General features: G+C 62.5%; 13 protein-coding genes. 3 read left to right on the top strand and 10 right to left on the bottom strand.

What is annotated here, in order from left to right; translation table 11 throughout:
* Positions 1–91 precede the first annotated feature (91 nt).
* The 10 genes from AC0QUY_RS26205 to AC0QUY_RS26160 form a co-directional block, all read right to left on the bottom strand.
* On the bottom strand, positions 92–325 hold the full coding sequence (locus tag AC0QUY_RS26205; RefSeq protein ID WP_475389091.1) for a DUF6894 family protein: 234 nt from the start codon (positions 323–325) through the stop codon (positions 92–94).
* Between the two features lie 420 nt (positions 326–745).
* A complete protein-coding gene (locus AC0QUY_RS26200; RefSeq protein ID WP_475389089.1) occupies positions 746–2,335 on the bottom strand; it encodes an MBL fold metallo-hydrolase in 1,590 nt (529 codons plus the stop codon).
* Positions 2,332–3,252, bottom strand: a complete 921-nt coding sequence (locus AC0QUY_RS26195) for a ribose-phosphate diphosphokinase (protein WP_475389088.1) — start codon at positions 3,250–3,252, stop codon at positions 2,332–2,334. The genes AC0QUY_RS26200 and AC0QUY_RS26195 overlap by 4 nt, the downstream gene beginning before the upstream one ends.
* The gene (locus AC0QUY_RS26190; RefSeq protein ID WP_475389086.1) at positions 3,249–4,802 is read right to left on the bottom strand and encodes a thymidine phosphorylase family protein; all 1,554 of its coding nucleotides are present in this window, start codon (positions 4,800–4,802) and stop codon (positions 3,249–3,251) included. Before AC0QUY_RS26190 ends, AC0QUY_RS26195 begins: the two co-directional genes overlap by 4 nt.
* A gap of 36 nt (positions 4,803–4,838) precedes the next feature.
* Positions 4,839–5,678, bottom strand: a complete 840-nt coding sequence (locus AC0QUY_RS26185; RefSeq protein WP_475389084.1) for a universal stress protein — start codon at positions 5,676–5,678, stop codon at positions 4,839–4,841.
* 83 nt (positions 5,679–5,761) lie between these two features.
* Positions 5,762–8,320, bottom strand: a complete 2,559-nt coding sequence (locus tag AC0QUY_RS26180; protein WP_475389082.1) for a cation-translocating P-type ATPase — start codon at positions 8,318–8,320, stop codon at positions 5,762–5,764.
* Entirely contained in the window at positions 8,320–8,937 is a 618-nt protein-coding gene (locus tag AC0QUY_RS26175; RefSeq protein ID WP_161853582.1) for a hypothetical protein, read from the bottom strand. The genes AC0QUY_RS26180 and AC0QUY_RS26175 overlap by 1 nt, the downstream gene beginning before the upstream one ends.
* Before the next feature lie 81 nt (positions 8,938–9,018).
* Positions 9,019–9,441: a hypothetical protein gene (locus tag AC0QUY_RS26170; RefSeq protein WP_475389081.1), complete on the bottom strand. Its 423-nt coding sequence runs from the start codon at positions 9,439–9,441 to the stop codon at positions 9,019–9,021.
* A gap of 51 nt (positions 9,442–9,492) precedes the next feature.
* On the bottom strand, positions 9,493–9,984 hold the full coding sequence (locus tag AC0QUY_RS26165; protein ID WP_161853584.1) for a phage holin family protein: 492 nt from the start codon (positions 9,982–9,984) through the stop codon (positions 9,493–9,495).
* A gap of 1 nt (position 9,985) precedes the next feature.
* A complete protein-coding gene (locus AC0QUY_RS26160) occupies positions 9,986–10,261 on the bottom strand; it encodes a hypothetical protein (RefSeq protein ID WP_475389079.1) in 276 nt (91 codons plus the stop codon).
* Between the two features lie 168 nt (positions 10,262–10,429).
* On the opposite strand from AC0QUY_RS26160, the gene AC0QUY_RS26155 reads away from it, so the two are divergent.
* From AC0QUY_RS26155 to AC0QUY_RS26145, 3 genes are read left to right on the top strand one after another with little or no spacing between them, the layout of a single operon-like run.
* Entirely contained in the window at positions 10,430–11,566 is a 1,137-nt protein-coding gene (locus AC0QUY_RS26155) for an ABC transporter permease (RefSeq protein WP_161853586.1), read from the top strand.
* Between the two features lie 2 nt (positions 11,567–11,568).
* The gene (locus AC0QUY_RS26150; protein ID WP_161853587.1) at positions 11,569–12,342 is read left to right on the top strand and encodes an ABC transporter ATP-binding protein; all 774 of its coding nucleotides are present in this window, start codon (positions 11,569–11,571) and stop codon (positions 12,340–12,342) included.
* Between the two features lie 4 nt (positions 12,343–12,346).
* Complete coding sequence (locus AC0QUY_RS26145; protein ID WP_475389078.1) at positions 12,347–13,450, top strand: ABC-type transport auxiliary lipoprotein family protein; 1,104 nt, start codon at positions 12,347–12,349, stop codon at positions 13,448–13,450.
* The last annotated feature ends 26 nt before the right edge of the window (positions 13,451–13,476 follow it).

Here is a 13,476-nt window from a genome sequence, read left to right as displayed (position 1 = left end):
TTTCAAGCAGCTTCCGCCACCTCGCCATGGTCATCTTCAAGTGGTGACCTATAACCACCACTGACCGTCGGGCGACTGACATGGCGCCCTCTCAATGTGGCTTGCCGAGCACAAAGGCGAAGGGCATGACGAAGATCTCATCGCCGCGATCATCACTGACGTGCAAGACCCAGCCGCGCCAATCTTCGGAGCGGCGCGTCATAAGGAGCGAGCGCACCACGCTAGTGGCGTGGTCACGTGCCTCGGCCAAATCGGCTACCGCGGCGCCGGATCGATTAGGCAATGTGCCTCTTGCGTTGGAGCAATGGAAATAGAGCTGACCCATGTTCCGCCTCCATTCGGGAAACGAAATTCACGGTGTCATTGATAGCACTGCGAAAATCAGGGGAAAATTCGGGGCGATGCCTTAAGGGCAGGCCCCGAGGGACCGTCGGTATCGGTGGGCATGATGGCCATCATGCTCCGGACGCCGGCTCCGCCAGTCAGTGGATGGTCCTTGTCAAAAGGCAGCGATCGTAGGAATTCGAGCGCCTTCCGCGCGTCCCGTTCCGTGTAGAGCGGCAGCGCCGGCTTGTGCTTTGAGAAGCCGTGGCGATTGGCGAACTCGGCGTCCTTCTCCTGCAGGTGTCCTGAGTCCGGCAGGACGATCCCGCACAGGTCGATGGACGCGAACAGAAAATTTTGCCGGAAAAGTCAAGCTTCACAAGGAGGGGTAGGGCGCCGGAGTGATCGAGATTCGTATGGGTCAGGACAACGCTCGCCGCAGGCGCCTGATGATAACGCCGCGCGCGCGATCGTCGGCGGCGACCTCGATGCGGTCGTTGATGTCGAGGACGAGCTTCGACAGGTCATTGTGCCAGTCGAGCGCAACCACGGCCTCCGGGGCCAGCCGCCGGCGGCGCGCCGCGTCGAGCGGCGTGGGCACAGCGGCGGACAATTCGTATATGTCATCCAGCAGCGGCTGAAACACCCGCGCCGCCGGAATGATGCGCTCGGAAACGCGTTCGGCGAGGCCGGCAATGGCGGGCTCCTCGCCATGGACGAGAAACAGGCCGCGCAGAATCGGGCGGCGCGCGGCGATCCATCGTGCCAGTTGCGATCCGTCGGCGTGTCCGGAATAATCGTCGATGCTGCGGATGCTTGCCGCGACCTTGATCTCGTTGCCCTGGATGCGGACGGCCCTGGCGCCATCGGCGAGAAACCGGCCGAGCGTTCCCTGGGCCTGGAAACCAACCAATAACACGGTAGCTCTGGCGTTCCACAGCCAGTTCCGCAGATGATGCCGGATACGCCCAGCGTCGCACATGCCGCTGGCCGCGATGACAATGTGAAAGCCAGTCAGCTTGGCAATCGCCTTGCTCTCATCGACCGTCTCGGTGAACCGCAGCTGCGCCGAGTTCAACAGCCGGCGGAGGTCGACTTCGGGATCGAGGCTTTCTGCGTGCTTGCGGAATACCTCCGTCGCGCGGATCGCCAACGGAGAATCGAGAAAGATCGGAGCAGGGGGGATGTCGCCGCGTTCCATCAGGTCGACCAGATCGACGAGAAGTTCCTGGGTGCGCTCCACCGCGAAGGCCGGAATTAGCAGCGCGCCCTTGCGGGTTGCGACGTCGCGGACTTCCTCGGCCAGACGCGCGCGGCGCGCATCTGGGGAGGTCACGGGTCGCTCCCTGTCGCCGTAGGTCGATTCAGCGATGACATAGTCGAAGCTCGAAGGGGCGCTGGGATCGGGCTGGAGCAATTTGGCGTCCGGTCCGATATCGCCGGATGCGAGAATGCGCATTGGCTTACCTGGTGTATTCCCATCGGCAAACTCGATCTCGATCGAGGCAGAGCCGAGCAGATGTCCGGCGTTCCAATAACGCGCGCGAACGCCTGGTATCACGTCGATCCATGTTTCATATTCGACCGGAGTGAACGATTGCAGCGAGGCGGTCGCGTCGGCCTGTGTATAGATCGGACTGACCTCAGCGCGACCGCGGGCAGTGTTGCGCCGATTTAGCGCTAGGACCTCCGATTCCTGGATGCTGCCGGCGTCCGGCAGCATATAGGAACAGAGATCGATCGTGCCGCGCGTCGCATGGATACGGCCGGCGAAGCCGTTGCGCACGAGTTTGGGCAGCAGTCCGCTATGATCGATATGGGCGTGGGTCAGCAGCACCGCATCGACGTCGGCCGCGCGAAACGGAAAGGCTCCATAGTTCAGTTCCTTCAGGGTTTTTTGTCCCTGAAACAGGCCGCAGTCGACCAGGAAACGTCCGGCCCGGGTTTCAAAGAGATAGCAAGAGCCCGTGACGGTGCGCGCTGCGCCGCAAAACCGGATGGTCACACTCATCGAGAAATCTCCGAAGCATGTTCGTGCATCAATTCGCCTTTCACGGCATCGACGAGCAAGTTGTCGAGCGCGATGGCGTTGGTGGAATGAGGCACGCTGTAGGTCGATCGGATCGAGCGAATGCCTGTCGAAGTCATTTCACGGCAAAGTTCTTCCGGAAACAGCGCGTGGGTGACGACGGCATCGATCGTCGTCGCGCCGGCCGCGGAGAGCGCCTTGGCGCAGGCGATCATGGTGCTGCCGGACGACACGATATCGTCCACAATCAGGGCGGGACGGCCGGCAACGCATGCCGGGTTCGGAAATTCGATTGCGACGGAGCGGTCGCCGCGGCGGGTCTTTTTCGCAACTGTATAGGATAGGCCGAGCCGGTCGGCGAGGTCGCTGACCCAGGGCAGAGACTCCGCATCCGGTCCTGCCACAACAGTCATGGGATCGAGACCGGTCTTGCGCAACGCGTCTGATATGGCCGGCATGGCCGAGAGATTATCGGACTCGATACCGGGAAATACGATCCTGATGTCAGCGGTGCGATGCAAATGTGCATCAACGGTGATGACGCGGTCCATGCATCGGGCGAGGAGCGGGCCGATCACCCTCTGGCTGATCGCTTCACCCACGTGGAAGACCGTATCCTGCCGCATGTAGCAAAGATAAGGCGCGACCAGCACGAGGCGTTGCGCGCCGCCCCGCCGCAGTGCTTCGGCAGCAAGTGTCAGGGCAATGAGCTTGTCGTTGGGACGGTCGAGCGAGGCATAGATGATCGTCGTGGACGCTGCCCGTCCGGCGGTCACCCGCATTTCGCCGTCGGGGAACGTATGGATGGCGATCTCGTGAATCGGTAAGGCAAGTTGCGCGGCGAGCCGGGATGCGTCGCGGGATGACGATGGCAGGCTTTGAATGACGGCTACGCTCACGGGGCGGCCTCGATGGGAGCCGGATGGCGGGCGCCGACGAAGTAGCCGCTGTTGCGCCTTGCAGCGGCGACGGCAAGATCGAGTTCCGCCCGGTCGTAGGCGTGGATTCGGTAGAGTGGCTGGCCCTTCTCTACACGATCGCCGATCTTGCAGAACAGCTTAATGCCAGCACCCTTGTCGATCGGCGCGCCCGCGGTCCGTGCCAGACGGTTCAGTTGCAGGCAGTCGATCTCGGAAATGGAGCCATCATTGTCAGCGCGAACGTCAAATGTCAGTTTTCCGATGTCGTTGCGGCAGGTCGAAGGCCCCTGCGCATCAATGATCTCCTGCATTTTCTTTAAAGCCGCGCCGCTGTCGAGCAGTTCGCGAGCGCGCGCGTAACCTGCCCCGCCGCGAAGCTGGGGATCATATTCCAGTAGATGCGCGGCAAGTCTCAGGGATTTTTCGCGCAGATCGGCTGGCGCGCTTGCGTCCTTGGCGAGAACAGCCATCACATCGCCGGCCTCCAGAACCGGGCCGATGCCGTTGCCAATTGGCTGCCGGCCGTCGGTCGTTATCACCTCTACCGCAATGCCGAATTGGTCGCCGACGAACTCAAACAGCTTGCGTAACCGCATCGCTTCTGTCGCGTTGGCAAGCTTGGCCATCGGTCCGACTGGGAGGTCGATCAGCAGATGGGTCGAACCCGCCGCGAGCTTCTTCGAAATGATCGAGGCAACCATCTGCTCGCGGGTATCGAGGCACAAAGGGCGTTCGACGGAAATGAGAATGTCATCCGCCGGTGAAAGATTGACGTGTCCGCCCCAGGCCAGGCAACCGCGGCACGCAGCGACGACTTCCTTCATCTCTTCCACCGACACGTCAACCCGTGCCAGCACTTCCATGGTATCGGCTGTGCCTGCCGGAGAGGTGATCGCACGCGATGATGTCTTGGGAATGGTGAGGCCATGCGCCGCGACGATCGGGACCACGATCATGGAGGTGCGGTTTCCCGGAATGCCGCCGATGCAATGCTTGTCGACGACGATGGGGCTTGGCCATTTCAGTTGTGTCCCGGCCACCGCCATCGCGTGGACCAAAGCGAGCAACTCGCGGCTGGTCATGAAGCTTGCCGAGCCGATCAGGAACGCCGCGATCTCCATGTCCGAATAGCGGTAATGCGTGAGGTCGCTGATGATGGCGTCGATCTCGGCCGGCTCGAACGTTCGGCCCTGAATCTTGCCGCGAACAGCATCGAGGCTTTCAGGCGGTGCTGCCGGGCTGACTGTCACGAGACTGCCCGCTGGCTCGGCAAAGCGCCGAAACGCTGGCTCGGAAAGCCCGACTTCATCGGATCCAATCAGGGCGTCGTCGTCCGTGATCAGGAGCGTGGCAAGTAACATCTTCCAACCGCACTGCAATTCCACCCGGCTGAAGCCGCGGAATAGGTCGGGCCGCAGTGCGCTGGAGTGGCGCGAAATTACGACGACGTTTTCGCGTCCCGTGTCCAGGCTGACCCGGCGGACTTTCAATGGCGGACGGGAATTATCTCTGTTGGTGTCTTCCGCCATCGGACCTCCACGGCGCAACGAAAGCTGAAGCGGCCCTCAATGCGAAAATAGAATCGGGAGCGGCGGCTTCGACAGCAGGCTCTTGGTGGCGCCTCCGAGGATGAATTCGCGCCATCGTGCGTGCCCATAGGCGCCCATCACGAGGACGTCGACCTGGTGCGAAGCAGCATAGGCTTCGAGAACCTCGCCAATCCCTCGACCCTTCGCATCGACCTTGTCGAGCACCACGTCGATGCCGTGGCGCGCCAGGTTTTTTGCCAGTTCTTCGGCGGAATGCTTGGTATCGAGCTTCTTTTCGTTGGTAACGGTGACGATGCGCACCTTTTTTGCCTTTTCGAGCAGCGGAAGCGCATCCGAAACCGCCCGGGCCGCCGCGCGGCTGAAGTCCCAGGCAACCGCCGCCGTTCCGAGTTCGAACGGACGCGGGCGGGGGCTTTCGGGTACAATGAGGGTCGGCCGGCCGGAGCCGAATATCACCGTCTCCGCATACCACTGGTCGTAGCTCTCCGGCACCGGCACGATGGTGAGGTCGCGAAGCCTTGCATAATCGACCAGCAGGTCGGGTACGCGGAAAGTCGGGCATTTTTCGAGATAGGTTTCGTGGGGAACGCCGGCCTTGTTCGCCGCGCTATCGAAAGCGGCCAGCATGTCCCTGGCGCTCTTGCGGCTCTTTTCCGCTTCGCCGGCCAGGATGCCGGGGACGTTGGCGATCGAGCCGGAAAGGAAATGCCCGGGGATCTCAACGTGCACCTCGCAGGCAACGGCGGCAAGGTGGGCGCCGAGGGTTGCGGCGATCGAAACTGCCTCCTCGGTAACCGAGAGCGGGGTTGGATCGGGATAACTCGTCAGCGTCAGCAGAATGTCCTTGAATGCCATGAGACTCTCCGTTTTCGAGACGCAATCTAGCGTTCCGCCGGCGTACCCGTTTGATCCATCGCAAGGACCTGGACTTGTTAGTTTTAGGACTGCAGTCGTGGGCGCAACACCGGCTTCAGCATCTCAAGGATTACGAGCGCGACCACGCCGGCACCGAGCGTGAGGGCGAGATCGCCGGCGTGCAGCGGTCCGAAAGTAAAGAGGCTGCTTGCGACTGGCCAAAGCAAGGTGAGGGCCAGGATGGCGGCAACGGCGGTCAGCACTGCGGCCAAGGCCCGGTTTGGCCGCCGCAGCGCGGTCAGCAGTGACGCGCTGAAAGAGCGGTTGACGAGGATCAGGCTGACGATCACCACGATCAGCGAAGAGAACGCCAGCGCCCGCACTTCCGGTACCGGCATGCCGGACTGGAGCGCTAAGACGTAAATAGCGGCCACCAACACAAACGCCAGCGAGCCCTGCAGCACGCTCCAGCCGATCAGCGCCCAGGAGAACAGCGGTTCGTCGGGAGCGCGCGCCGGCCGGCGCATGACGTCATCTTCCTCGGTTTCGGCCTCGAACACCAGCGAGCAGACGGGATCGATCACCATTTCGAGAAAGGCGATATGGATCGGTCCGAACAAGAGCGGCAGGCCAAACACCAGCGGCAGCAGCGCCAGGCCTGCAATGGGAACGTGAACGGCAAAGATGAAGCTCATCGCCTTGCGCAAATTGTCGTAGATGCGGCGTCCGAGACGGATCGCCTTGACGATCGAGCCAAAATCGTCGTCGAGCAGCACGATGGCGGAAGCTTCGCGCGCCACATCGGTTCCGCGGCCGCCCATCGCGATACCGATATGGGCGGCCTTCAGTGACGGCGCATCGTTGACGCCATCGCCCGTCATCGCGACGACCTCGCCATTGCCTTTGTACGCATTGACGATACGAAGCTTCTGTTCCGGCATGATCCGCGCGAAAACGCTTGCTGTCTCCACTCGGCTTGCCAGTTCAGCATCGCTCATTTTCTCTAGCCGTTCGCCGGTAATGAGCTCCCCGCGTTCGAAGCCGGCCTGATGTGCGATTGCATTTGCGGTCGCCGGATAGTCGCCAGTAATCATGACAGCCTTGATGCCGGCCGACTGGCATTCGCGCACCGCCGCGATGACGCCGGCGCGCAGCGGATCGGCCAGCCCGACAAGTCCCAGGAATTCGAACGTCAGTTCGCGCGGTGACCCAGGCCAGCTCGGCCCGGTATGCGTGGCACGGGCGGCACCCAATACCCGCAGACCAGCCGAGGCCATCTCATCGATCGATTGCATCAGCGCCGCGCGGTCCGTGGCGCCCAGCTTGCAAAGACCGGCGATTGCCTCGGGGGCACCTTTGGCGGCGACGACATATTCCTGACGCGAGCTGTCCGGCTGCCAGATATGGGTCACAGCAAGCAGGTCGGGACGGAGACCATAGGCGTGAACGAGCTTCCAGTTCGGGTGCTGACACGAGGGCTCTGCCAGCCGCTCGCGCGCCAGGGTATGGAATGCCCGCTCCATCGGATCGAATGGCTCCGGTGCGCTCGCGAGCAAACCGAATTCGCTCAAGTCGCGGAATTGCGCAGGCATTTCCGCCCCGTTGCCGGGTCGAAAAGCGTTCTCTCCTTTCAGCCTCAGCTCCACGATCGTCATCCGGTTCTCGGTGAGGGTGCCTGTCTTGTCGGTACACAGTACGGTGGCTGAACCCAGCGTCTCGATGGCGGCCGCGCGCCGCGTCAGCACGCGCGCGAGCGAGATTCGCCATGCGCCCAGGGCCATGAAGACGGTCAGGACGACCGGGAATTCTTCCGGCAGCATCGACATGCCAAGCGCAATTCCGGCCAGTACAGCGTCCAGCCAGCCGCCGCGCATGGTTCCGTAAAGCAGGACCGCGAGCACGCTCACCGCGCCGCCCAAAACGGCAAACAGCCTGACAACACGTTGGGTTTGCGCCTGTAGGCGCGGCGGTTCGGTTTGGAGCCCGGCCAGCGATTGGCCGATCTTGCCGATCTCGCTTCGCACTCCGGTTGCCGTCACCTCCGCCAGTCCCGAACCTCGCACCACTAGCGAGCCGGAGAATACCTGAGGCAGATCGTCGCCTCCTGGCCGCTGAGGTCCGAACTCGGTACGATCGTCCCAAGCGACCTTGCGCACGGGGACGGATTCGCCGGTCAGAGTTGATTCGTCGGCTTGGAGATCCTGGCACTGGAAGAGAACGGCATCGGCAGGAACCCGATCTCCTTCGGAAAGGACGATGAGGTCGCCCCGTACCACATCGCGGCCTGTGATCCGCTTGCGCTCACCGTCGCGAATGACCAGCGCGCGGGGGCTTGTGAGGTCGCGCAGCGTCTCCAGAACGCGCTCGGTGCGGGTCTCCTGCACCACGGTGATCACGATCGACATTGTGGCAAAGGCGACCAGGATGATCGCCTCCTTCAGGTCGCCAAGCGCCAGGTAGACGATCCCGCCGACCACGAGCAGCGCCAGCATCGGTTCGCGTAGTACCTCGACCGCTATTCGAAACGGCGTGCGACGGTCGGGTTGTGGGAGCTCGTTATGTCCCTCGGCCTTCAGCCGGGCCTGGGCATCCGCTTCATTGAGGCCGCGGTACCGTCCTTGCGATTTCAGAAAATGAAACACTATGCCTCGTGATCTGCTCGGATCGATGTGAACATGGAGGGTGTCTCGACCTTGATGGCGTACGGCTTGAGCTCGACGCTTGCTACCGAGAGACGGTTAAACAGATCACGTCGGCGCGCGAGCGGCCACCAATCGTAGAGGAAAATTTCGAGAGGTCGCCAGTTGGCCACCCAGCCGAGGATCAAGAAGCTCTCTTCAGCCAGTCTCTTGAACGCGGATTCCGCCAGATAGCCCCCAGCTAAATGGGCCAGCAAAAAGCAGGCTACAAGTATTGAGGCGCCAATTGCCAGAGAGCGCCGGCCTACACGAAATAGCTCATTGAGATCACGTTGAACGACGAGGGCACGGCCGGAAAAATAGTGGTTGAAGGCCTCAACAAGCTCGTTGGAAGTCATTATCTGTGACTGCGTGTCTGGACTGTGCACCACAATCCTGATGGGGCGGTTAGCCAGCATCTCCTGTGCCCACCCCACGATGTAGTCCTCGGCCTCGTCGGCGAGATCTTTTTCCCGAAACGGAAAGGGATCGAGCGTGTGAAACAGCTGCGCGATGTCGTTTACGCGAATTTCGATCAGGTTTTCCGTGGCCTCAGACGTCGGCTCGCTGTTTGTCGCCATAGACTGTTGCCTTGCTTCGAGCGTTCCGAACCGCCAAGGACGTCGGGCTGCAAAACGGCAGGCCGAAAACGCCCCTGGTGTTCAGAGATACGACACTGCCGTTACGCGGTAGGTGTGCATTTTGCCGCGCTCGTTGATCGAAACATATTCGCCGACGACGAACCGCTCATCCGCAAAATGAAAACCGACCTCATCGGTCAGATCGCTTTCGCCGTCATAATGGAAGGCCCAGCCGCCGCCCGACCGATGAACGAGGTGACCATGCTTGTCTTGCTGGTCCGGGCGCTGGCGTACGACCCGACAGGCGTCGCGATGGTCGCGCCACAGTCCTGCATCGATGCGATCCTCGGAATCGAGCGGCGCCACGATGATATAGGCCACCTCGGCATCTCCCTCGGGATGGCCGGGCTCGCGGGCCAGCGCGAGGCGGAATTGCCGGAATTGCGCCGGCAGGGAAGCGTTCAGGATCGGCTTCGGCTTGGTCTTGGTTCTGGTCTTGGACATCTCGTATGGCTCCTTGGTTTTTCCGGTATGAGGCTGCTACCTTCGCCGTGATCAGTTCGGCTCGGACATGACTTTCGCCGCAGGGGCGGTTGCCCTGGATTTCTTCAGGCTCTTGACGATGATCGTGATCAGCGGCACCAGCACCAACGGCAGTACGCTATTCAGGGGATGCTGCACCATGCCGGTGAATTGCGATTGCAGCGCGCGGACTTCGCTTTGCAGGGCCTCGACCGCGGAGCCGTGAATGTCAGTGGCCAGTTCGAGTTCGCGGCCCGAGGGCGGCCTACCGCCAACCACGAACAAGACGGCCGCGATCACGAAATTGGCGACGGCAAGAATCGCGGCCGCGGAAATCGCGCTCCAGATCTGCACCAGCGCGAAATAGGCCGATAGTTCCAGCATCAGCAGGCCAAAAACCGCGATCAGCGCGGCAAACGCCCGCAGGCCCAACCCGACCAGCATGTGCCGCATCCGGATCTCGGCGATGATGCGGTCGGTGCGCCACAGCGCCCGCAGCTGCTTGACGACGTTCTCGCTGTTCACGTCAATGCCTCCTCAGCATGAAACCGATGGCAATGCCGAGCGCGAAGGCCGATGCCAGCGCCGCAATCGGCCGCTCCGCGATCAACCGCTCGACATGATCTTCTTCCTCGCTCAAGGTTTCGCCGAGTTCGCGCAGGGTCGTCTTGATCGGCTCGGCGAGCGCTTCGGATCGGCTCTTTGCGGCCTCAAGCATGTCGTCGGCAGGCATGTTCAAGAGGCGCGACATCTCGCTTTTGAGCGCCTGCAACTCGTCACCCAGCCCGCCTGATTTGAACATCGCGCTCGCTCGCTTTCCTTGCGGTTCAAATTGTAGGTGAGACCGCAGCGACGCCTTTTGATTTGGGTCAACCGGGTTACTCAGGCGCGTCTGCCTTGAGGCAGGTCAACATGGGTGCCGCGCCCCGGGCCTAGAAAAAGGGAGCTATCTGATTGAGGGAACATCATCTTGGCGACCGCACCTCTGTTAACGGCGACGCCATCAGGCGATGCGCTTGAACTGCGTCCGGCGGGCTCCTGGACGGCTGCGAATGCGACGACGCTCGAACGGCTTTCCAATGACGTTGCGCCGCAGCTCGATCGCGCCGCCGCCATCAAGGTTGATATGACCGGGGTGCGCGAACTCGATACGCTCGGCGCCTGGCTATTGGAAAAAATGTCGCGGCGGGCCACTTCGGCCGGCCACCGCGCCGATATCATTGGCGTTGCTGACAATTACGCCGGCCTGATCGACGAGGTCCGCCAGGTCAACCGGCGAATGCCGGCGCCAGCCCCGGCGCGCAATCCCGTCGTGGCAAAGCTCTACGATATCGGCCGCGCCACCATCGGTGCAGGCGAAGACGTCGCCGCATTCCTGCAGATGCTGGGCGCGCTATGCGTCGCTATCCTGGGCGTCCTGCGCCGGCCGCGATCGTTGCGGCTGACGTCGCTGACCTACCAGCTCTATCGCGTCGGCTGGCAGGCGATACCGATCATCGTGCTGATCACCTTCCTGATCGGCGCCATCATCGCGCAGCAGGGCATCTTCCATTTCCGCAAGTTCGGCGCGGATTCCTACGTTGTCGACATGGTCGGCATTCTCGTGCTGCGGGAGCTCGGCGTGCTGATCGTCGCCATCATGGTCGCGGGGCGTTCGGGCAGCGCCTATACCGCCGAACTCGGTTCCATGAAGATGCGCGAGGAGATCGATGCGCTTTCGACCATGGGACTGGACCCGATCGAAGTCCTGATGCTGCCGCGGGTTCTGGCGCTGGTCTGTGCGCTGCCGATCCTGAGCTTCATTGGTGCGATGGCGGCGCTTTACGGCGGCGGCCTCGTGGCCTGGTTCTACGGCGGCATGGGGCCGGCGATCTTCCTCGCGCGGCTGCATGACGCCGTCTCCGTCACCCATTTCGAGGTCGGCATCATCAAGGCGCCGTTCATGGCGCTGGTGATCGGCATTGTCGCCTGCAGCGAAGGCCTGCGCGTGAAGGGCAGTGCGGAGTCGCTCGGCAAGCAGACCACCACGTCGGTCGTCAAGTCGATCTTCCTGGTGATCGTGCTCGACGGGTTGTTCGCGGTGTTCTTTGCATCGATCGGAATGTAGCGATGCAGGATACGGCTGAACAATTTGCCATTCGGGTGCGCGATCTCGTGGTCGGCTTCCGCCGCCACGTCGTCATCAATCACCTCGCACTGGATGTCCGCCGTGGCGAAATCCTCGGCCTGGTCGGCGCTTCCGGCGGGGGCAAGTCGGTGCTGATGCGGACCATCATCGGGCTGATCCCGCGGCAGGGCGGCGAGATCGAGGTGATGGGTTCGCCGATCAACCACGATCGCGCCACGCGGAGCGCGGCCGGGCGATGGGGCATCCTGTTCCAGCAGGGGGCGCTGTTCTCTTCGTTGACGGTGCGACAGAACATCCAGTTTCCGTTGCGCGAGAATCTCGAGCTGTCGGACGCCCTGATGGACGAGATTGCGACCGCCAAGCTCGAAATGGTCGGGCTCAAGCCGGAGGATGGCGACAAGTTTCCCTCCGAATTGTCCGGCGGCATGACCAAGCGCGTGGCGCTGGCGCGTGCGCTCGCGCTCGATCCCGCGATCGTGTTTCTCGATGAGCCGACCTCGGGGCTGGATCCGATCGCCGCCGGCGATTTCGACGCCTTGATCAAGACACTGCAGCAAACGCTGGGGCTGACGGTCTTCATGGTCACCCATGATCTCGCCAGCCTCAATACCGTCTGCGACCGCGTCGCGGCGCTGGCCGACGGCAAGATCGTCGCCATCGGACCGATGCGCGAACTTCTTCAATCCGAGCATCCCTGGGTGCGGGCCTATTTTCACGGCAAGCGTTCCCAGATGCTGCAACCCAGAGCGAGCTAAAGAGATGGAAACCCGCGCTCCCTTCGTCATTGTCGGCGCCTTCGTCTTGGCGGCCATCGTTGCCGTGTTCGGCTTCGTCTACTGGCTGCAGAACACCGGCGGGCTCGGGCCACGCTCCAGCTATCACGTGCAGTTCGAGAGCTCGGTTCCGGGACTGCTTGTCGGCGCGGCGGTGCTGTTCAATGGCATTCGGGTCGGCGAGGTGACGGAGCTCGGCCTTGCGCCCGGCAATCCACGCGGTGTCAATGCAACCATTTCGGTCGCCTCGACAACGCCGGTGCGCGCCGACACCAAGGTCGGCCTGGAGTTCCAGGGCCTGACCGGCGTGCCCGTGATCGCACTCGAAGGCGGCACGCAGGTCGCGCAGAGCGGCAAGGTGCCGACACTGGTCGCGGAGCCGGGTGCTGGGCAGGGCATGACACAGGCCGCACGCGATGCGCTGCGCAAGGTGGATACGGTGCTGTCGGAAAATTCGGGGGCGTTGAAGGACACCATCGCCAATTTCAAGGTGTTTTCGGAAGGCCTCGCCCGCAACACCGGTAAGCTCGACGGCATCGTCGCCGGCCTCGAGCGCATGACCGGGGTCACCGGTCCGCCGCCGAAGATCACCTATGATCTGCGCGCGCTCCAGAATCCGGGACCGGTGGGCAAGGCGATCAGCGTGCAATGGGCGATCCCGGAGCCGACGGCGGTCGCGATGCTGGAGACGCAGCGCTTCCTGTTCTCGCCGGCGCAGGAACACCCGGGGTTCGCGGAGGCGATGTGGGCCGATGCGTTGCCGAAACTGATCCAGGCCCGGCTGATCGAAAGTTTCGAGAACTATGACATCGCGCATGCGCCGCTGCGCATGGCCGACGTCGGGCAGACCGAATTCCAGCTGCTGATCGATGTCAGGCGGTTCCGCATTGCCGTTGAATCCGAACCGGCTGCCGAAATCGCGTTATCGGCCAGGATCGTCGACAAGAACGGCAAGGTCGTCGCCTCGCGGCTGTTCGAAGAACGCGAGAAGTTTGCGACCGTCGCGCCGGCCGAGGCGGTCGCCGCGTTCAGCGAAGCGTTCGGCCGAATTGCGAAGAACATGATCGCCTGGACGGTGCAGGCCCACTAATGTACCAGGACGGCCGGCCTCAACGA

It is taken from the genome of Bradyrhizobium sp. WYCCWR15520 (assembly GCF_056174665.1).
Note: the sequence above shows the minus strand (reverse complement) of the source record. Positions and strands in the feature narration are given on the sequence as shown.